This window comes from Kribbella yunnanensis, from assembly GCF_039529655.1.
Taxonomy (GTDB): Bacteria; Actinomycetota; Actinomycetes; order Propionibacteriales; family Kribbellaceae; genus Kribbella; species Kribbella yunnanensis.
Map to the genome: position 1 here is coordinate 69,731 of NZ_BAAANF010000027.1, position 19,268 is coordinate 88,998.

The 19,268-nt window shown below is 67.1% G+C and carries 19 protein-coding genes; 5 read left to right on the forward strand and 14 right to left on the reverse strand.

Features of this window, described 5'->3' with window-relative positions; translation table 11 throughout:
- Positions 1 to 22: 22 nt before the first annotated feature.
- Entirely contained in the window at positions 23 to 2,866 is a 2,844-nt protein-coding gene (locus ABD231_RS37885; RefSeq protein ID WP_344163761.1) for a KAP family P-loop NTPase fold protein, read from the forward strand.
- Positions 2,867 to 2,869: 3 nt separating this feature from the next.
- On the opposite strand, the gene ABD231_RS37890 is transcribed toward ABD231_RS37885, so the two are convergent.
- The 6 genes from ABD231_RS37890 to ABD231_RS37915 form a co-directional block, all read right to left on the reverse strand.
- Entirely contained in the window at positions 2,870 to 3,229 is a 360-nt protein-coding gene (locus ABD231_RS37890) for a VOC family protein (RefSeq protein ID WP_344163764.1), read from the reverse strand.
- Positions 3,230 to 3,328: 99 nt separating this feature from the next.
- On the reverse strand, positions 3,329 to 4,072 hold the full coding sequence (locus tag ABD231_RS37895) for an AAA family ATPase (RefSeq protein ID WP_344163767.1): 744 nt from the start codon (positions 4,070 to 4,072) through the stop codon (positions 3,329 to 3,331).
- Entirely contained in the window at positions 4,069 to 4,926 is an 858-nt protein-coding gene (locus tag ABD231_RS37900) for a hypothetical protein (RefSeq protein WP_344163770.1), read from the reverse strand. The genes ABD231_RS37895 and ABD231_RS37900 overlap by 4 nt, the downstream gene beginning before the upstream one ends.
- A gap of 19 nt (positions 4,927 to 4,945) precedes the next feature.
- A complete protein-coding gene (locus ABD231_RS37905) occupies positions 4,946 to 5,938 on the reverse strand; it encodes a radical SAM/SPASM domain-containing protein (protein ID WP_344163773.1) in 993 nt (330 codons plus the stop codon).
- 221 nt (positions 5,939 to 6,159) lie between these two features.
- Positions 6,160 to 6,468, reverse strand: coding sequence for a hypothetical protein (locus ABD231_RS37910; protein WP_344163776.1), 309 nt, complete (start codon positions 6,466 to 6,468; stop codon positions 6,160 to 6,162).
- An 18-nt stretch (positions 6,469 to 6,486) separates the two neighbouring features.
- Positions 6,487 to 6,669, reverse strand: coding sequence for a hypothetical protein (locus tag ABD231_RS37915; protein WP_344163778.1), 183 nt, complete (start codon positions 6,667 to 6,669; stop codon positions 6,487 to 6,489).
- A 72-nt stretch (positions 6,670 to 6,741) separates the two neighbouring features.
- Between ABD231_RS37915 and ABD231_RS37920 the strand changes: the two genes are divergently transcribed.
- Complete coding sequence (locus tag ABD231_RS37920; RefSeq protein WP_344163781.1) at positions 6,742 to 7,938, forward strand: helix-turn-helix domain-containing protein; 1,197 nt, start codon at positions 6,742 to 6,744, stop codon at positions 7,936 to 7,938.
- A gap of 129 nt (positions 7,939 to 8,067) precedes the next feature.
- On the forward strand, positions 8,068 to 8,196 hold the full coding sequence (locus ABD231_RS37925) for a hypothetical protein (RefSeq protein WP_344163784.1): 129 nt from the start codon (positions 8,068 to 8,070) through the stop codon (positions 8,194 to 8,196).
- On the opposite strand, the gene ABD231_RS37930 is transcribed toward ABD231_RS37925, so the two are convergent.
- The 4 genes from ABD231_RS37930 to ABD231_RS37945 are packed head-to-tail and all read right to left on the reverse strand — an operon-like array spanning position 8,189 to position 11,595.
- On the reverse strand, positions 8,189 to 8,548 hold the full coding sequence (locus ABD231_RS37930) for a VOC family protein (RefSeq protein WP_344163764.1): 360 nt from the start codon (positions 8,546 to 8,548) through the stop codon (positions 8,189 to 8,191). The genes ABD231_RS37925 and ABD231_RS37930 overlap by 8 nt on opposite strands.
- A 46-nt stretch (positions 8,549 to 8,594) precedes the next feature.
- Positions 8,595 to 8,993 carry a nuclear transport factor 2 family protein gene (locus ABD231_RS37935; protein WP_344163787.1) on the reverse strand — a complete coding sequence of 133 codons (399 nt, stop codon included), beginning with the start codon at positions 8,991 to 8,993 and terminating at the stop codon, positions 8,595 to 8,597.
- Positions 8,994 to 10,178 (reverse strand): MFS transporter, encoded by a 1,185-nt coding sequence (locus tag ABD231_RS37940; protein WP_344163790.1) that lies wholly within the window; start codon positions 10,176 to 10,178, stop codon positions 8,994 to 8,996. It lies immediately after the preceding gene.
- Position 10,179: 1 nt separating this feature from the next.
- The gene (locus ABD231_RS37945) at positions 10,180 to 11,595 is read right to left on the reverse strand and encodes an MFS transporter (protein WP_344163793.1); all 1,416 of its coding nucleotides are present in this window, start codon (positions 11,593 to 11,595) and stop codon (positions 10,180 to 10,182) included.
- 53 nt (positions 11,596 to 11,648) lie between these two features.
- Between ABD231_RS37945 and ABD231_RS37950 the strand changes: the two genes are divergently transcribed.
- The gene (locus tag ABD231_RS37950) at positions 11,649 to 12,236 is read left to right on the forward strand and encodes a TetR/AcrR family transcriptional regulator (RefSeq protein WP_344163796.1); all 588 of its coding nucleotides are present in this window, start codon (positions 11,649 to 11,651) and stop codon (positions 12,234 to 12,236) included.
- A gap of 954 nt (positions 12,237 to 13,190) precedes the next feature.
- Here ABD231_RS37950 and ABD231_RS37955 read toward each other — a convergent pair.
- The 3 genes from ABD231_RS37955 to ABD231_RS37965 are packed head-to-tail and all read right to left on the reverse strand — an operon-like array spanning position 13,191 to position 15,718.
- Positions 13,191 to 13,811: a DUF305 domain-containing protein gene (locus ABD231_RS37955; protein ID WP_344163799.1), complete on the reverse strand. Its 621-nt coding sequence runs from the start codon at positions 13,809 to 13,811 to the stop codon at positions 13,191 to 13,193.
- A gap of 57 nt (positions 13,812 to 13,868) precedes the next feature.
- Positions 13,869 to 14,291 (reverse strand): DUF6153 family protein, encoded by a 423-nt coding sequence (locus tag ABD231_RS37960; RefSeq protein ID WP_344163802.1) that lies wholly within the window; start codon positions 14,289 to 14,291, stop codon positions 13,869 to 13,871.
- A 14-nt stretch (positions 14,292 to 14,305) separates the two neighbouring features.
- Entirely contained in the window at positions 14,306 to 15,718 is a 1,413-nt protein-coding gene (locus ABD231_RS37965) for an MFS transporter (RefSeq protein WP_344163805.1), read from the reverse strand.
- 85 nt (positions 15,719 to 15,803) lie between these two features.
- On the opposite strand from ABD231_RS37965, the gene ABD231_RS37970 reads away from it, so the two are divergent.
- On the forward strand, positions 15,804 to 16,400 hold the full coding sequence (locus tag ABD231_RS37970) for a TetR/AcrR family transcriptional regulator (protein ID WP_344163808.1): 597 nt from the start codon (positions 15,804 to 15,806) through the stop codon (positions 16,398 to 16,400).
- Between the two features lie 17 nt (positions 16,401 to 16,417).
- On the opposite strand, the gene ABD231_RS37975 is transcribed toward ABD231_RS37970, so the two are convergent.
- Positions 16,418 to 19,231, reverse strand: coding sequence for an AfsR/SARP family transcriptional regulator (locus ABD231_RS37975; protein WP_344163811.1), 2,814 nt, complete (start codon positions 19,229 to 19,231; stop codon positions 16,418 to 16,420).
- Between the last annotated feature and the right edge of the window lie 37 nt (positions 19,232 to 19,268).

Sequence of the window (19,268 nt, forward strand, 5' to 3'; positions counted from 1 at the left end):
CGGAACGATGCCATGATGGGCTATGGCCGGACCGCGCACGACGGATATCGATCAGCCGATCACCCGCATCGAGGATGACGCGTTCGACTTCGTGCCCCGGTACGCCGTACCGCTGGCTCGGCGGATCGCGGAAACACCCGACTCCGCGTCGTTGACGATCGGCATCTACGGCCCGTGGGGTTCGGGCAAGACGAGCCTGATGAATCTGATCCAGGCCGAGCTCACTGCCAAGCCTGACAAGGCGCCGGTGATCGTGTCTTACACGGCCTGGAAGTTCGCGCAGGAGCAGTCACTCTGGCGGACCCTCGTGCGCGTCATTCTCGACGAGCTGCTCAAGCAGAGTAAGCCTGATGATGCCGAGCTGCGTTCCCTGCGCGAGGCCCTGTACCGCGATGTCGTGAAAACCCAACGGAAAGTGCGTGTCGACCCGGTGCGATTGGCCGGCGCCATCACCAGTGCGGTGACGCTCGGGGCCTCCAGTTGGCTGCAGGCCGAGCACGTGTCGGTTCCGGTGGCTACCCAGGTGACGCTCGCCGGTGTTGCGCTAGGCGGCGCTGGCGTCACGGCGTTCGGGATGAAGTTGGTCGGCAAGTCGGGCGGAGACGCCAAGAAGCCGGACCTCGCCGAACAGCTCGGCGGGCAGGCCAAAGAGCTGATCCAGGCGGTCGAGGTCGTCGACGACGTTCTGACCACGCACTACAAGGCCGAGCACATCGAGCAGTTCGCCGACAGCTTCCAGCTCGTCGTCGACAAGTTCCTCAACGGGCGCAAGCTGGTCATCTTCATCGACGACCTGGACCGGTGCCTCCCCGAGAAGGCCATTCAGGTTCTCGAAGGGATCAAGCTGTTCCTCGGCGTACCGGGCACTGTCTTCGTACTCGGCGTCGATGTCGCGGCCCTCGTGCATGCGGTCGAGGTGCACTACGCCGGGACCGTACCGTCCGCGATGAACGGCGGCCGGTACCTCGAGAAGATCGTCCAGTTCCCCTTCCATCTGCCCTCGATGAGGTCGGACGAGGTCACGACGAAACGACTGATCGACCAACTCTGCAGTACGCCGGACGACCGCGACTGGCTGCGGATCGGTGTCGACGGTTTCGCGGCGAACCCGCGCGCGGTGAAGCGGTTCGCCCTGCTGTATCGCAGCCGGCTGGAGGTGATGGGCGGCCCGGCCAACCTCCACCTGGCCAAGCTGGTCGTGCTCCAGGAGCATCCGCAATGGCGGGACCTGGTCGAGACGGTCCTCGAATACACCGTCTCGACTCCCCGCTCCCTGCTCCGCGACGGCCCGCTCGCCCTACTCGAACGAGCCTCTCGCGACGCGACAGCACGAGACTCCTTGCTCGCGTCCGACGGCGGCTTGATGGGCAAGCTCGCCGTACTGGCTCGCGACGACGGGCTGATGCGTTTTCTCAGTACGGCGCCCTTCTTCGACGAGGAGGGTGTCGACCCGATCGACCCCCTGCCGCTGCTACGCCTCAGCGGCGCCGCACCGGGGAGTTCCGTTCCCACCAGCCTGAGCCTGGACGACATCGTGGAGGGCCTACTGTTGCCCGACGCCCCCATTCGCGCAACCGCCGTCGCCGCGGCACGCCAACAACCCGCGACATCAAGGCAGCAACTCGTCGAACGACTCCTCATCGAGGTCGCGGGCCGCTCGCAGAACCCGAACCCCGACGAGGCGGGACTGCCGGAGTATGTCGACGCGGTGCGGATCTGTTTCGAGCAACAGATCGAACGTGACCAGATCGCCGACCGCCTCGACTGGTTCACGGCCCTCGCCGACCACGGCCTCAACCGCGAGGTCGCCACCCGATCACGTCAGCAACTGATCCAGCTCACCCTCGATATCAACACCGCGCCACAGAGCGTGCCCTTCGTAGCGGACGACCCCACGTCATCTGATCTGCTCGACATGAACAGCCACGCGCAGGCCCTGGTCCGGACCATCCTGCAGACCCCACCACCCCTGACCGTCGGCATCCTCGGCGAATGGGGCTCCGGAAAGTCCTTCTTCCTGCGGATGCTCGGCGAAATCTTCACCGACGAAGAAGGGATCCGTCTCGCGGAGGTGAATGCGTGGGCCACCAGCGAGTCCGATCCGATCAGCTTCACGCAGTCCGCCTTCACCGACTTGCTCGAAGAAGACACGCTCGGTCCCGCCGCGACCAGTGCGAACCAACTGAGGGAGCAACTCGCCGACGCAACGGCCACCGTCCCCGACGACGAGCGCAGGCTGGTGCTCCTCGTCGACGATCTGGATCGATGCGTACCCAGCTTCGTGGTCGACCTCCTGCTGACCCTGAACACGGTGGCGCCGAAGTCGCTCGTACTGATCGTCGCCGTGGATCCGCGCTGGCTGTCCCGGGCCTTCGAGGAGCGGTTCGGACGCGAGGAGGGGCAGGCGACCATTCAGCGTCTCATCACGCTGCCCTTCAGCATGCCGAGCGTCCCCGCGACGACCCTCCTCACCGCCGAACTCGCCGACAACCTCGGCACCCTGACGCCGTACATCGCGACCACGCCGCGAGAGATGAAACGCTTCGTCAACCTGCTCGAGCTCTGCCTCGAGCGCGCGAGCAGCCGCGGAGACGCCGTTGATCAGCGGCAGCTCGCGGTCGTCCTCACCATCGCACTCCGCTGGCCGACGCTGATGACCAACGTCGATGCCTTCGTCCAACTGTGGTACCTGACCAACGCCGATCCGGTGAGCCAGGACGAAGCGGCCCGCCAGGTCACCGATGATCTGGAGCTCCTCGACTCCGCCTCGCTGATCTCGCTCCTGGAGAAAGAGCCGCCACCCGCCCGACACGACGTCACCCAGCTCGTCGACCTGGTGCGCGAGGTCATCCCAGACGAGCGATGAGGGTCAGCTGACGCAGAGGCAGAACGGGTGGCCGGCGGGATCCAGGAACACGCGGAAGGTCGTACCGGGCTGGTGCTCGGGCTTCGTCGCGCCCAGCTTCAGCACCTCGGGCTCGGCGGCATCGAGGTCCTGGACCATCACGTCGAGGTGCATCTGCTGCGGCACGTCCTGACCCGGCCAAGCGGGCGCCTTGAAGTCCTGCACCGGCTGGAAGCAGATGACATTGCTGCCGTCCTCCGGGCGGATCTCCCCCCACGTCTCGTCAGCCTTCACCGTCCACCCGAGCAACTCGCCGTAGAACCTCGCCAGCACAGCCGGGTCCGGACAATCCATCACAAAACTGGGATACATCGCGATAGCCATACCCAGCACGGTACCCACGATTCCGGACGTTCTGCGTCCAGTTAGCGGGTGGACGCTCGGGTTCCCCGGGGGGTTCAAGTTGCGGAACTTCGACGTGGGTCAGGAGGGCGGAGCTTCGAGGAAATGACGGAGATAGGCTCCTGGCTTGCTGAGGTATCGGCGCCAGTGGTCGACGATGTCGAGTTCGTCCCATGGCGTGGTGCGGATGCCGTGGTCGCCGACTTCGAGGATCTGTGCTCCGGGAAGGCTGGCAAGGATGGGCGAGTGAGTGGCGCAGATGATTTGCCCGCCCTGCTTCGCGACGCGGTCGAGGAGGTCGATCAGTCGGAGGCATGAGGTGAAGGACAGCGCGGCTTCGGGTTCGTCCAGGAGGTATAGCCCTGGGCCGGTGATCATGGTTTCGAGGACGGTGAAGAAGCCTTCGCCGTGGGATTGCTCGGTGAGGTCGTCTTCCCAGAAGCCGTACATGCCGGAGACGTTGTTGCCGAGGTTGAACAAGGTCTCCGCTCGGAAGAAGAATGCCCGTCGTTTGAGTCTCGGGCCGTGGATCAGCCGCAGTCCGGCGCCGGTCAGATCGGCCTCCAGCACCTCGCCAAGTGGGGTGAGAACGCCGGTGCTGGAGTACTTGGTTCCGGCTTTCCCACCTTCGGAGTTGATCCCGCAGACGTCAGCGATGGCCTCGACGATGGTGGACTTGCCGGAGCCGTTCTCACCCACCAGAAAGGTCACTGGCGCCGTGAAGTCAAGCCCGCCGTCGAGCGCTTGTACGGCGGGGAGCGTGAACGGCCATCCATCGCCGAGAGGGCTGGCGAAGGTCAGCCGCGTGATGAGCAACTGGTTCATCGTCCCTCCAGCGACGTGAGTATCCGCTGGGTGAGCTGCCCGACCGGATCTCGAAGAGCAGGGTAGTCGTCCATTCGGTGGGCCCGGTTGAGGATGTGGGCAGCGGCGGCGAGTTGGGCAAGCTGACCGGTCGGGGTGTCCAGGACGTCGGCGAACACATCGTGGACGCGTGCGGCCGTGGCCGGAACGAGCAGGCTGTGGCAATACAGTAGGGCCGGGCCGTACCCGGCTGGGGCGCTGCCCCAATACTCCCAATCGAGCAGCCATAGCCGGGGTTGAGTCAGGTTGGCCCAGTGCAGATCGGTGTGTTCGGTCTGTAGCTCCGGAGCCGGTACGCCGAGTGGTCGCTCGTACAGGTCTTCGAGTTCGCGAAGATAGGTCTCCGGATCATGTTCGCCTCGAGAGGTGGACTGGGTGGCCAACTCGTCGACTGCCGTTCGTAGCTCCGACCACCAGGCGTCCGACAGGTCCAACTGTGTCGTCAGTTCTGGCGTGGGCGAGCATGGCTGGTCGGGTATGTAGCTGAACAGCTCGGCGTAGATGACTACCGGTTCTTCGGTCCACTCCACTCGTTCAACGAGTTCAGGCTTCGGTACACCGGTGATGACGGCAGCGTCGACGTTGCCGGTCCAGACCTCGCCGCGCGCCCAGTCGCGATGTTCGGCAGTTGCGCGCAGCCACAGCCGAGTGCCGTCACCACCGATTGCCGCCGATCCGATCGTGCGATCCCACCAGCCAAAGATGACATCGCCGTCCAGCTCGACACCCAGCCCGCCGGCCGCCTGCCCGAGGACACGGCGAAGAAAGGCACGCTGCCCAGTTGACCCATTGGTCTCGGGCTGGTCGTCAGTCACGCTTCGCTCTCAGTCCTGCTCATGTCGTGGGGCGGCACTTGTTAGGTGCACAGTTCCTAGCAGGATTGCACAGGGTCTTGTCCGGGTTGCAGGAGCCGTAGTTGGGGCTGCAACCACTGCGTGGTCCGCAGGGATTCCGCGTGCCCTGCGGACGGCACGCTGGGCTGCACGACGGACCGCATTTGGGATTACACATATTGGGAGCGCAGTTGGTGGCCGGTGCAAACGACTCCTCCAGTTCCTCCACGACCGCGCTGAACTGTGGGCTGCCGAGGATTTCTGTCAGTGGGGCCACTCTGACATTGCCGACTGGAAGCCAGCGTGAGAACACGCAGGGCCACACCTCGCCAGAAGGCGAGATCGCTACTTGCCGATCGCCACAGTTGCCGCACAGTTGTTCAGTTCCTGGGTTGGCGTCGCGGGTTCCTCGGCCGACCTCTCGCAGATTGTCGTAGCCGATATCCAGTACGCCGAGTCCTTCGAGCACCGCAATGCCTTGCTCGGTGCGCTGCCGCTCCAGGACCCCGACCACCCCAGCACGCAACGGGACGCCGAGTTCTCGCGCTAGAGCAATGTTCTGCGTTGTGAGGCGATGGGTCGGCCGGTTGGTGACCGCTTGATGTTCGGCAGGATCGTCTGAGTAATACGAGGTCGCCAGTCGCACGCCAGGCAGCCGGAACGTCTCCCACATGGCAGGCGTGACGTGGACCAGGTTGGTGTAGATCTCGACCTCCATGCCGGCGTCGAGAGCATGCCGGACCAAGACGGACAGGTCCGGGTGGAGTGTCGGCTCGCCACCGATGAACTGCCCCATCGACGCGCCCGCTTCACGCGTCTGCGTGATGACACGTAGCCAGTCGGTCGTGGACATGACGCCATGCGTACCGTCCGGACCAGACGAGGCATAGCAATGGTTGCAGCTCAACTGGCACTTGCCAGTGATTTCCCACCACGCAAAGTCGATCAGATCGTCGGCTGGCGCTGCTTGCTGGTCTACCGAGATGTTGTTCATCGCAAGACTCCTGAGGGCCGCGGGCTGATGTCTTGATGGACAGTGAAAGGGCCGTCCCCTGAGCGAACCCCCGTGCGGTACGGGATTGACATGTCACTTCCTTCGTGTAGAGACGGACGGGCCCCGATCCCCCTCGCAGGAGAAGGGGCCTGCGAGCGCGAGGTTTGGAGGGCGCGACCGGCGCGGATTCAGGGGCATATCGGCACGCCGGCCTCGCCTGACTAGATGGGGTGCATGCCAACGTCGACCAGCGGCTCCGCGCGCTCGGCGCCAGGCTCCATATCCCCGTCCTCTGGGTCGAACGGGTCTGGATCGAGCCAGCGCACCTCGGATGCACCCAGGTGACCATGCACTTCAAGCAGGCCCTCGATGCTCGGCCAGAACGTCAGGCTGGGGAACTTCCCGAGCCACTTGAGGGCGATCCACTGCAGGCCGTCCTCGTTCGGAGGGAACTCCACCACCAGGCCGACAACGCCAGTCCCACGGACGCCGGACGGGTCGCGGTATCGGAAGAGTTCGCCGCGACGCATCAGCCAACACCTACCAACTCAGGCACAGGAGTCCACTCCCTCGCCGATGGCATCACCGGCCAGGTCCCGTTCGCCCCGCAGGTAGGGGCCGAATGCCCAGCGATGCTCGGTGGGACAGCGCTCCAGGTAGTCCGCGATCTCGTCCTCGGACAGCGCAAGCTGGGTCCGGAGGACGTGATCCCTCGTCGCTCTTTGCATCATAGATGGAACGCTAAGCGACCACGGAGCGAGAAAGTTTCCCGGGCGGAAACCCGACCAGGTAGCGTTGCCGTCATGGACAACGACCTGGCGAACCTCGGGCAAGAGATCCGCCGTCTGCGCAAGTGGCGCAATATGACTCTCGATGCCCTCGCGGGTCAGGCCGGCATCACCAAGGGCTACCTGTCGAAGATCGAGAACGGCAATGCCAACCTGGAACGCCGCAAGACGATCAAGGCCCTCGCAGATGCGCTCCGGGTCAGCGTGGCCGACCTGACTGGCGATCACTTCATCGCGGACCGCGCCAACAGCGAGGCCCATGCCGCAATCCCCGATATCCGCATCGCGCTGATATCGACGACGCTCGAACTACCGACCGGCAAACCCAGCCGCTCCGTCCAGGAACTGAGCCGTGAGACTCAGCGCCTGGCAGAGGCGCGGATCAACTGTCAGGACGCCCTCGTGGGCCACGCTCTGCCCCCGCTCCTGACCGACCTCCATGCAGCCGCGACCAGCGACAACAACGACCGTCTGCCGGCACTTCAGTCACTCGTCCAGGCCACCAACTCGACGGCACATTTCTTGAAGAACCTCGGTGCCGTGGATCTCGCCTGGGTCGCGGCCGAGCGTGGCCACCAGGCTGCCCAGATCCTCGAAGACCCGGTCTACATCGCGGCGGCCGACTATGCGCGAGCACAGGCCCTCATCGGCCTCGGTGCGTACGACCGTGCTGACGCCATCGCCCGAAACGCGGCCTCGCTGCTCAGACCGGACAACGTGACCGCGATCGAGGTCTACGGCATGAACGTGCTGGTCACGGCCTTCTGCTCGGAGATGGCAGGCGAAGACCCAGAAGCGGCCCTGCGAGAGGCGGAGGAATCCGCCGAGCGAATCGAGCCCGAGAACGCCTTCTGGCTGAACTTCTCCCGCGCGAACGTCAACCTGTGGCGGCTCGGGATCGCGCTCGAAGCCGGCGACCACGTCAGGGCTGCCGAGGTAGCTGCCGAGGTCCCGTTGGGCGACATCCCGAGCAAGACCCGCCGCCTACGGTTCCTGGTCGACCATGCTCGCGCGCTGCACGGACTCCGGGGGCGAGACGACGAGGTCACACATCTGCTGGCCAAGGCCGAGAAGTTGGGTGCGACCCGGACTCGGCACAACGTCTGGGCGCGCGAGATCGTCAGCGAGATGGTGCTCCGTGCCCGCCGAGATGCGGGCGGCCGGGAGCTGCGCGGCCTGGCTGACCGCATGGGCTTACTCGCCACGCTCTGATGAAGCGACCAATCAGGCATGTGCCGGTCGAACTCCGTGAGGAATGGCGGGTGGAGTAGCCAGAAATGCAGATGCCCCCGGTCGCTTCGACGGACCGACAGGTGCACCAGCAACGTCTACGTCCTCGCCATGGATGTATCGCGCCCGCCGGACGTCGACCAGCCGATCACCCGCCTCGACGAAGTGCTGCCGCCCACGCGAGTCGAACTGGCCCAGCTGAGCGAACTGGTGCGCGGAGTCACCGCTGAGGTCAGCTGACGCAGAGGCAGAACGGGTGGCCGGCGGGATCCAGGAACACGCGGAACGTCGTACCGGGCTGGTGCTCGGGCTTCGTCGCGCCCAGCTTCAGCACCTCGGGCTCGGCGGCATCGAGGTCCTGGACCATCACGTCGAGGTGCATCTGCTGCGGCACGTCCTGACCCGGCCAAGCGGGCGCCTTGAAGTCCTGCACCGGCTGGAAGCAGATGACATTGCTGCCGTCCTCCGGGCGGATCTCGCCCCAGGTTTCGTCAGCCTTCACCGTCCAGCCGAGCAGCTCGCCGTAGAACCGCGCCAGCACCGCCGGGTCCGGACAATCCATCACAAAACTGGGATACATCGCGATAGCCATACCCAGCACGGTACCCACGATTCCGGACGTTCTGCGTCCGGTTGTGCTACTCGATGACCGTGTCGCCGTGGCGGTGGAACACCTTCCATTGGCCGTCTTCGCGGCGGTAGATCTGGGTGGCACGGAGGGTGTACGTGCGGGGCTCACCGTCGACGGAGGCTGACGAGTGTTCGAGGCCGGCCGTGTACGCCGCGTCACCGATCACGTCGTACGCCTGCAACTCGAAGGCGTACGACGTGCAGTCGGAGAACATCCGGCCCAACCCCTCGAAGAGCTCGTCGATCTCCTGCTGTCCGTAGGCGTTGCGCCACGCACCGAGGACGCTCACCGGTTCGTTACGGGACCAGAGCGCGCGTCGTGGGGCGAAGTCGCCGTTATGAAGCGCGAACTCCGCGTCGTACAACTCGCCCTTGACCCAAGCGAGAAATTCGTCGCGATCGTCCATCTACCCAGAATGCTCCGGCCCTCGACGCATGACCAGCGACAAAGCGGCTACCAGCGCGGCCGCGCCGGCGATAGTGGTCGCCGCCCACAGTGGAGCGCGATCGATCGCCGTACCGGCCAGTGCGCTCCCGGCGGCGAAGCCGAGCCAGTTGGCTGTTGTCAGGGCGGCGAATGCTGCGGATTGGGCGTGGCCGGGAGTGTGGTCGGCGATGAGGAGCGCCTCGATGGCGTCGGCCGGCCCGGTGACCGCACCGGCCAGCAGCACCAGTACGACGGAGATGACGATGCCGGGGCCGGTGCCGAAGGCAACGATCAGGACGCCGTACAGGCCCAGCGCGACAGCGAGCTGAGTCGGTAGTGATCCGGGGAGCGATCGAGCGCCATAGGTGAAGCTGGCCAGGACACCGCCGCAGGCCAAGCCCGCGACGAACAGGCCTGGGTTCAGGCCGAGGTGTGCGGCGTGGGCGACGACGCTGACCTGCAGGGCGCCGATGGCGACCGCGCCGAGGGTCACGACCGCCAAGACGTGCAACTGCGCGGCATCCAACCCGGTACGGCGTCTTGGCTCGGCCGACGGATCGCCCGCTTGGGCAGCGGCAAGTTCCCGTACGGCGGGGGCTCCGCGTAGCCACCAGACGCCTGCCAGCGACACGGCAGCCGTGACCGCCACGGCGAGCGTTGGATGCGCGATAGCGACGATGCCGCCGACAATCAGTGGGCCGACGACGAAGACCAGCTCGGAGAACAGGCCGGAGATCGCGAACAGGGCTCTGCGGCTGCCGGGGTCGTCGTACTTGGCGAAGATTCGCTTGGCGATCGCCGACGCCGGCGGCGTACAGGATCCAGCGACTGCAGCCGTTGCGATGAGACTCGGTGCAGGAGCGTCGACCACCAGGACAGTGATGTAGCCGATGAACGCTGTGGCCTGGGCAGTGCTGGCGGCGGCAAGAGTCCACAGCGGCCCGCGGCGGTCGACGACCCGGCCCCAGATCGGAGCGCTGACGGCGACGGCTGCCGCGTAGGCAGCGACAACGGCCCCGGCAATGGCGTAGCTGGCGGTGGCGTGGGTTGCGCTAGTCAGAAGGGAAAGGTTGACCATCCCTGCCAGCAGATAACACACCAGTACGGCGGCCACCACGCGGGCGACGCCAGGAATCGCGAGGGCTGCGCGGTAGCCGGCGACCACGTCATCGCCCGTCGACCTGGTGCGTGCCAGGCCTGATCAACGTGACCGCGAGCAATCCGGCGACACCGGTCAACGCGGCAGCGATCACCAAGGCCAAACTCCAGCCGTCGGTCGTCGACTCCGCGGTTGCGACAGCTGCGGTGCCGGCTGTTGCGGTGCTGATGGTGGTCAGCACCGCGAGACCAAGTGCTCCGCCAATCTGCTGGGCAGCGTTGAAGAGTGCGGACGCGATCCCGGAATCGGTGGGTCCGGCGCTGGACATCGCGGCCGTGGTGAGCGGCACGAACGTCAAACCCAAGCCCAAGCCGGCGACCACCAGGCCAGGCAACAGCGTCGCGGCGTAGCTCGACGCCGGTTCGATCCTGACCAGCAGTAGCAGACCGAGCGCCACCAACAGCGCACCGGCCGCAGACAGCCGACCTGGACTGATCCGGTCGGCCAGCGCGCCGGAGATCCGTGCAGCGACAGCGATCGCGACGGTCATCGGCACGAAGGCCAGACCGACGTAGATCGGATCCTTGCCCTGAATCGTGGACAGGAACAGGCTGACGAAGAAGAACAGCGCGTAGATCGCAACGCCCAAGATCAGTCCGACGATGTCGGCGGCAACGACAGTCCGGTTGCGCAGGAGGCTGACCGGAACGAGCGAAGCCCGCCGGGTCGCCTGCAGGAACACGAGAGTCACCAGGAGTGTGAGCGCGCCGAACAGAGCCAGCAAGGTTCCACTGGTCCATCCGTGGTCGGCAGCTCTGCTCAGGCCGTAGACCAGCAGGATCAGGCCGCCGGTTGCCGTCGCCGCGCCGGCCACGTCGATCCTTGACGTGCGGACTCCGCCGGATCGGGGCAGTACCAGAAGGCCGAGAAGTACCACGACGGCGACGATCGGGACGTTGATCCACAGCACCCAGCGCCACGAGATCGCCTCGGTCAGCACACCGCCGAGCACGGATCCGAGGGCTGTACCGCCGGCCGTCACGCCGGCCCAGATCCCGAACGCGAACGTTCGCCCGCGGCCCGGCGCGAACACATCCATGACCAGCGCCATCGCCGCGGGAGCCATCATGGCGGCGCCGGCGCCTTGAAGTGCGCGCGCGCCGACCAGTACCAACTGCTCCCCCGCCGCACCGCCGATCAGCGACGCGACGCCAAAGGCGGCGGTCCCCAGCAAGAACATCCGGCGGTGACCGAACCGGTCCGCGACCTTGCCACCGACCAGCAACAGCCCTCCGAACGCCAGTGTGTAGGCGGTGATCACCCACTGCAGTTGCGCATCGGTGAAGCCCAGGCCTGCGCGGATCGGCCCCAACGCGACATTGACGATCGTCGCGTCCACGACGATCAGCAGCTGGCTGCCCGACAGCACCGCCAGCGCCACCGCTGCGCGCACATCGGTCTGTACTACTCCTCGATTATTCACTCAACGACCGTAGAGCGAAATGCGAATTCGGTCAACGCGTGTAGAGTGAAACCGTGGTGGACGAAGAATCGATCTCCCGTGCCGAGCGGCGCCGCCGTACCGAAGGGGCGATTCTCGCGGCCGCGCGTCGCCAGTTCGGCGAACTCGGCTATGAGCGGACGAGCATTCGCGCGATCGCCGCAGAGGCAGGGATCGATCCCGCGCTGGTCATGCAACTGTTCGGCACCAAGGAACGCCTCTTCTCGGAGGCAGCGTCTTCCGGAGTCGACTTGCAAACGCTGACCGGTGCTGCGACCGGCGACCTAGCAGCCGCGGCGGCCGCCCACCTGTTCGCCGACTTCGAAAATCCCAGCCGCCGGGAAGGCGCGGCGGCGCTACTGAGGAGCTCTCTGACTCATCCTGCCGCCGGAGCTGCCCTGCGCGATCAGGTGATGAGCCCGGCTCAGGCGGCGGTTGCCTCCACCATCGGCGGTGCCGACGGTGAGCTGCGAGCCGCGGTCCTGAACGCGTGCACGCTGGGCGTGACGATCGCCCGGTACCTCCTGCAAGATCCAGTCTTGGCCGGAGCCGATCGGGCCGACGTCGAGCGGATCCTTCAGCCTGCCTTGCAGAGCATCGTCGCCGGCGAATCCGGTAGCTGACCCGGGGACGGCAGGCGCCGGTACGCAGCGCCTGCCGTCCGTGGGGTCAGCCGCAAAGGCGGTTAGTTGGGCGGTTCGGGTGGTGTCAAGAGCGGTGCCGTACGGCGCCGCTGGGGAGCGCTACCCCACCGAATCGGCGGGTAGGGCTCCCCGGCCGGGTGGAACGGTGGTGGTGAGTCCTCCCCAAACCGGTTTGGGGAGGATGCCGGCCGGCGCGAACTGGTGTGGGGTGGATATCAGTCGTATTCGGGGGGTGGATCCTCCCCGGACCGTTCAACGCGCGATCGACAACTCCGGCGTGCGTGAGAGGTGGGCAGCCGGAAGCCGGTCTCTTTCCCGCACCGCAATCACAGCCCGGCGACCGCGGCTCCACGCCGCCTGGGGCCTGCCGGGCTGTGGCCGGGGTCCGTGATGCTCAAGGTCGCGCAGTAGCCGGTGATTCTCCGGGTCGTGGCGCCGAAACAGTTCCGTCCAACGCGCCAGACACCCCGAGGCCCCGAGATCGCGGACCACCAACTCACCGTGAGCACCCCTCAACCATCTGCCCCTCACCGAAACGGTCGAACCGTGCTCAACGTCGCCCCGGCCAGCGCACCTTGAGCACTCCTCAACCACTTCCAGCCCGCGCAGATGGTTGAACCGTGCCCAACGTCATACCGGCAAAGGCGGGTTGGGTGGCGGCAACGTGGGCTGCCGCGATCCGACCCTCCCCAAACCGGTTTGGGGAGGGGCGGCGCGGTCACGAGGGGTGGTCCGGGGAGGATCCACCGCCCGAATGCGTCCTGGATCCGCCCCGAACCGGTTTGGGGCGGATGCCGACCCCAGGGTCAGGGGTGAGGGGAGGTCGGGGGGTTCCTGCTGGGCCGGTTCCGGGTGGGGTAGGGCTCGCTGAGGTCGCCGTACTGGACCGTGCTTGACGCGACCCCGAACCGCCTAGCTAACCGGCCTTTGGGGTCAGCCGATCGGGAGGCGGCCGAGGAGGCGTTGCAGGGTGGCGATCTCGCGGGTCTGGTCGGTCTCGATCTTCTTGGCGAGTGCGATCGCGGCGGCGTCCTTGCCTGAGGCCTGTTCGGTCTTGGCCATGGTGATTGCACCCTTGTGGTGCTTGATCATCATCTCGATCCACATCCGATCGAACAGCGCGCCGTCGGTGTTGCCGAGGTCGGACATCTCTTCCTCGGTCATCATCCCGGGCATGTCCGTCATGTCGTGACCGCCGTGCGAGGGCGTCGGCACCGGCTTGCCCCAGCTGGTCAGCCAGCCTGACAGCGTCTTGATCTCGGGGTCCTGCGCGGCCTTGATTGCGGTGGCGAGCTTCTTCACCTCGGGCGTGGTCGCGGTGTAGCCGGCCATTTCGGACATCTGCACGGCCTGCTGGTGGTGCGGGATCATCTGGGTCGCGAACGTGACGTCGGCATCGTTGAACCCAGCGGCCGGTGTCGTCGAGGTGCCCGCCGACGGTGCGCCGTGGTTCATGCCGGGCATGGCGTCGTCGTCGCTGCAGGCTGCCAGGGTGAGACTGCCGACGACGATCAGGGCCGTCAGGGCAGGGGTCTTCCACAGGTGGTGTCGCATGGTTTTGAAATCCTTGTCGTTTCGAAGCCGAGTACTGCGAACTGGGCAGGGGTCGGCCTAGGTCCGCAGGATGCAGAGCTTCGACAAGGTCGGCCGGCACCACAGTGGCGACGGCCAGTCGGGCGCCACGGGAATCGTGGCGCCGATCAGTTGGACGGGATGCGCGGCGGTCAGACTGCGACGCGCGAGCGCGACGATGAGCGCCAGCAGGAGCGCGGCCAGCATCGCCAGGCACATATCAGTCATCGAGTGCTCGTGCCCGTGCTCATCGGCCGATGCCACACGCACATCGTGATCCGAGGTAGCGGCGGCAGGGCTCGGATGGTCGGTCGCCACGGTGACGGACATCTGGTGAGTGATGGCCATCGTGACGTCGTGATTGCCGGTCAGCCCGTGCATGACGAACACGCCAGCCAGCAGCACCAGCGCGACCAGGGCCCTGGCGGACGCTCGCCGTACGCGGATGTGCTGGCTGTTCATCGCCCCAAGACTAGCTAGTGGGCCCGAGGTACAGACCCGGCCGGGGCTTTGTGCGTCGGTACGACGAGGAGTGCGAGCACCGCGGCGACCGCTCCCGTGATGGCGGCGAAGGTGAAGCCGCCGGTGAATCCTGCTCCGGTCGTCCCGGCGATACTCGCCGCCGCGATGCTGGAAACCACCGCGACACCGAGTGCTGCGCCGAACTCGTGGAAGGTGCTCAGCAGACCCGACGCCGTACCGGCCTCGTGGTGAGCCACCTGGGACAGCGCGGTCGCTGACGACGCGACGAAGGCGGCTCCGATACCGGCCGCGCCGATGCTGATGCCGATGACAACCATCACCGGGCCGGCCCAGATCGCGGCGATCGCGGTCCCGGCCGCGGCGATCAGCAGGCCCGTCACGGCGACCGTGCGGGCACCGGCGCCGCCAATCCTCTGGCCTGCCACCTGCGCTCCGACGATCGTTGCCACGGCCACCGGCAAGAACAAGATGCCGGTGCGCAGCGCGCCATACCCCTGGTGGTGTTGCAGGTAGAACGAGCCGAGGAAGAAGACCGCGATCATCAACGCCGTCGCCACGAGAATCAGGAACGTGCCCGCCGCGACCGGCCGGCGTACCAGGATCCGCAGGTCCATCAGCGGCGACTTCACGGTCCGCTGCACTACGGCGAACACCGCGCACAGCACCACCGCACCCGCCAGCAGTCCGAGCGTCTTGGCGCTGAGCCAACCCCAGTCCCCCGCGTTGATCAGCGCATAGATCGCCGTACCGGTCCCTGCGGTGACCAGCAACGCACCCGGTACGTCGAGCCGCGCGCGCGGCCCCGTTGGCAGATCGCGCGGCAGTGTCCGGCTCAGCAGCCCGAACACCACGATGCCGATCGGCACGTTGATGTAGAAGACCCACTGCCAGCCCGGCCCCGCAGTCAGCAGCCCGCCGAGCAGGACGCCGATCGCCGAACCGCCGCCCCCAAGGGCAGACCAGATCCCGAGCGCCTTGTTGCGCTCGTCGCCGTGGAACGTCTTGGTGACCACCGACAACGCAGCGGGCGACAGCATCGCCGCACCAATCCCCTGGGCGATCCGGCCACCGATCACCATCGTTGCGTTGTCGGCCAGCCCGGTCACCAGCGACGCCGCGGTGAACACGAGCAAGCCGGTCAGGACGACCCTGCGGGCGCCGACCAGGTCGGCCGCTCGACCGCCCAGCAGCATCAAGCCGCCGAACATCAAGGTGTAGGCGCTGACCACCCAGGTCAACGTGTCACGCGCCAGACCGAGATCGGTGCCGATATGCGGCAGTGCGATCGCGACCACGGTCACATCGAGGATCAGCATGAACTGCGCGACGCCCAGCAAAGCCAGCAGGCGCCAGCGCCGCGGATCCGCGCTCACGGTTCCGGTCTCGTCGACGGTCTGATCAGACACGACGACACCTCCAATTCGAACAACAGTGTACGAGTTATTTGAGCTACAGTAACTCGTACACACGTGTTCGACAAGAGGAGGTCGAGTGGCCGCGATCCGGGAGAAGTCCCCCGCGAAACGAGCCGACGCGCAGCGCAGCATCGAGGCGATCCTCGACGGCGCGATCCGCTGCCTGAGCCGGAATCCGGAGGCGAGCGTCAGCGAAATCGCCAAGACGGCAGGCGTCGGCCGCGTCACCGTCTACGGCCACTTCCCCAATCGCGCCGACCTCGTCGAAGCCGCTCTGACGCGCGCGATCGACGACGGCCACGCCGGCCTCGAAGCAGTGGACCTGTCCGGCGACCCGCGCGACGCACTCGCCCGACTCGTCGACTCCAGCTGGCAGTTGGTGAACCAATCACGCTCGCTGCTGATCGCCGCTCAAGACGTCCTGCCACCGGGCAAGATCCGCGAACTGCACGCAGGTCCGGCCAATCGGGTCGAGCGCCTGATCGAGCGCGGCCGCGACGAAGGTGTCTTCCGCACCGACTTGCCGACCACCTGGCTGGTCGGCGTACTGCACAGCATCATGCACAGCGCCGCCGACGAGATCACCGCCGGCCGCCTGACCCCCGACGAGGCCGCCGGCTACATCACCGCGACCGTACTGGCCGCCTTCTCCCCCGGAGCGCTGCGGCCGTAGCCCAGTCGCCGACCCGCTCAGGTGTTCCGGTCGATCGGGTCCGGAACAGCCGGGATGTCGGAGCGACTGATCTCGTGCTTCTCCGCGGCGGAGATCAGACCGAGGTCGTGCAGGATGGCTGCGGAGCGGCGCCAGCAGTCGCGGGCGACACCGGCCGTGCCGAGATCGTGCCGGGTACGGCCGAGGCCCCACCAGATCTCTGCGTCGAGGAGGGTCTGGGTGGACTCGGAACGCCGGCTGGTCTCGTGCGCGCGCTCGAAGTGGGCGAGGGCCTGATCCGGGTCGCCCGCCAGCCGGGTCGCCTCGGCCAGATTGCACAAGATGTTCGCGAGCCAGTTGGCCTCGTCGAGCGGTTCGGCGATCACCAGCGCCTCGGTATGTGCGGCAACCTCGTCGGCGGGCCGGCCCGCGTGTCGGTACGTCAGGCCCAGGCTCGTCAGACTGTCGGCCGTGGCGGTGGGTCGCTCGGTACGGCGGTTGAGCTCGATGGCAGCTCGCGAGTGCGCAATCGACTCGTCGTACCGGCCGAGCAGTCGGTACGACGTGGCCATCCCAGCCAACTGCACTGCCTGGCCTGCCTCGTTCCCAATCTCCCGGTACCGCGACAACGCGTGCGACAGATGCTCGACGGCGAGGCCGTAGTCGCCCCAGCGCAGTAGCGCTGCACCGATGTTCTCGTGCGCGACCGCGTGATGCTGCGGCTCCCTGGCTGCGGCCTGCATCAGCTCACCGAGCCGGAGCCGGTCGCGATGCCGGCCGCGCAGCGTCAGCCCGAGGCCGACCGCCGAGCAGATCGCGGCCGCCAGGTCTGGGTCGAGGATCGCGGCTTGGCGCACGATCGCAGACAGGTTGCCGACCTCGGCGTCGAGCCAGCGGTAGACCTCGTCACGATCGCCGAGTTCGACGCCGACAGCCTCGAGAATGGCCGGCCCGACCTCGACTCTCCAGGCCGCGTCGGCGTTCAGCAGCAGGCACGCGGTGCGGGCCGTGGCCAGGTAGCAGTGCAAAGCACGCCGTACGGCGCCTGTGCGGCTCGCCTCGTCGTCGGCCGCGCCGGCGTGGTCGCGGCCGAACAGCCGCAGCAGGTCGTGTGCGCCGTACCGGCCGGGCCGCCGGCTCTCCAGCAATTGCATGTCGACCAGGGACTCGAGCAGGTCCTCGGCGGTAGTGAGATCCGTTCCTGCCAGCGCCGCGACGACCGGCACCCCCAAGTCGGCGGCGTCCACCAGGTTGATCTGCCGGAACAGCCGCTGCTCCGGCTCACCGAGCTCCTCGTAGCTGACCTGAAAGCTGGCCCGGACTCCGCGGTCCTCGGTCTGCAACTCGGCCAGCCGCCGTGACGCAGCGCCGTGACCGGTCGCGGCCAGCCGATCAGCCATCGTCCGCAGGGTCCACGAGGGCCGGGAGGTCAGCCGGGACGCCGCGATCGAGACGGCGAGCGGCAGGAATCCACAGAGCCGTACGACGTCCGCTGCGGCCTGGCGCTGCGCCGGTTCCGCGAGGTTGACCCGCTCCGAGCCCACCAGGCGAGCCAGCAAGGTGACCGCGTCATCCTCGGGCAGCATCTCGAGCGGCTTGTGCACGGCGCCGGGCAGGGTCGCCAGAATCCTGCGGCTGGTGACGATCGTCCGGCAGTTCTGCCCGGCCGGGATCAGCGACTCGACCTGCCCGACCTCGAGAGCATTGTCGAGGACCACCAGCAGTCGCAGGTCGTTCGTCATCGACCGGAACCGAACTGCGGCCTCGTCGGTTCCCACCGGGATCGCCGCGTCGACGGCTCCCAGCGAGCGCAGGAACCGCGCGAGTACATCGGCCGGCTCCAGGGGCGGGACATCTGGAGTGGATCCCCGCAGGTCAACGTACAACTGACCATCGGGAAAGGCGTCGGCGACCAGGTGCCCGACGTGCACCGCGAGCTCCGACTTGCCAACGCCGCCGGGACCGGCCAGGGCCGCGATCGGCGGCCCCAACGTCAGCTGCTCGCGGAGCCAGCCAACTGCGGCCTCCCGTCCGGTGAAGGTCGGTACGCCGAGCGGCAGCTCAGCCGGTACGACGGTCTCCGGGCCCGCTCGTGGATCGGTCGGTGCCGCGCCGGCCAGCACTGCACGTTCGAGCTCGCGCAGTTCCCGGCCGGGCTCGATCCCGAGCTCTTCGATCAGTACGTCGCGGCCGTCGCGATAGCACTCGAGTGCCTCCGCCGGTCTGCCCGAATGCCACAACGCTGTCATCAGCTGCACGCGCAGGTGTTCGCGCAACGGTTGCTCGACGACCAGTGCGCTCAGTTCGGGGATCGCCTGGCGATGCCGCCCGAGGGCGAGCTCCACGTCGTACAGCTGCTCGGCGATCGTCAGCCGCAGGTCGGCCACCCGCTGGGCGCCGGCGATCAGCGCACGCGTCGACAGATCGTTCAACGCCGTGCCACGCCACAGTGCGAGCGCAGTCCGCAGGCGGTCAGCCGCGTCCTCGAGATCGGACGCAGCCTGCGCTTCGGCGTGCAACCGCTCAGCCTCTGCCAGGTCGATCCGAACCTCCTGGTCGTTCAGCCGGTAGCCGTGCCGCGTCGTCTCGATCAGCTCGCGCTCGCAGCCCGCCTCCGCGAACGCGCGCCGCAGGGTGGACACCTGGATCGACAGCTGCGTGCGTGCCGACGCGGGCGGGTTGTCGTCCCACACCGCGTCGATGAGCTCCTCGGCCGACACCGCCCGGCCGGCCTCCATCAGCAAAGCGGCCAGAACCTGATGGGCACGCTGTCCGCCGAGGGATGCGGCTCTCCCGCCAACGGTCACCTCGACCGGGCCCAGCACCCGGATCTCCACCCCGTCCCCGACCATCAGTTCAGGTTAGACGACGATCGGTTCCCTCCCCGGG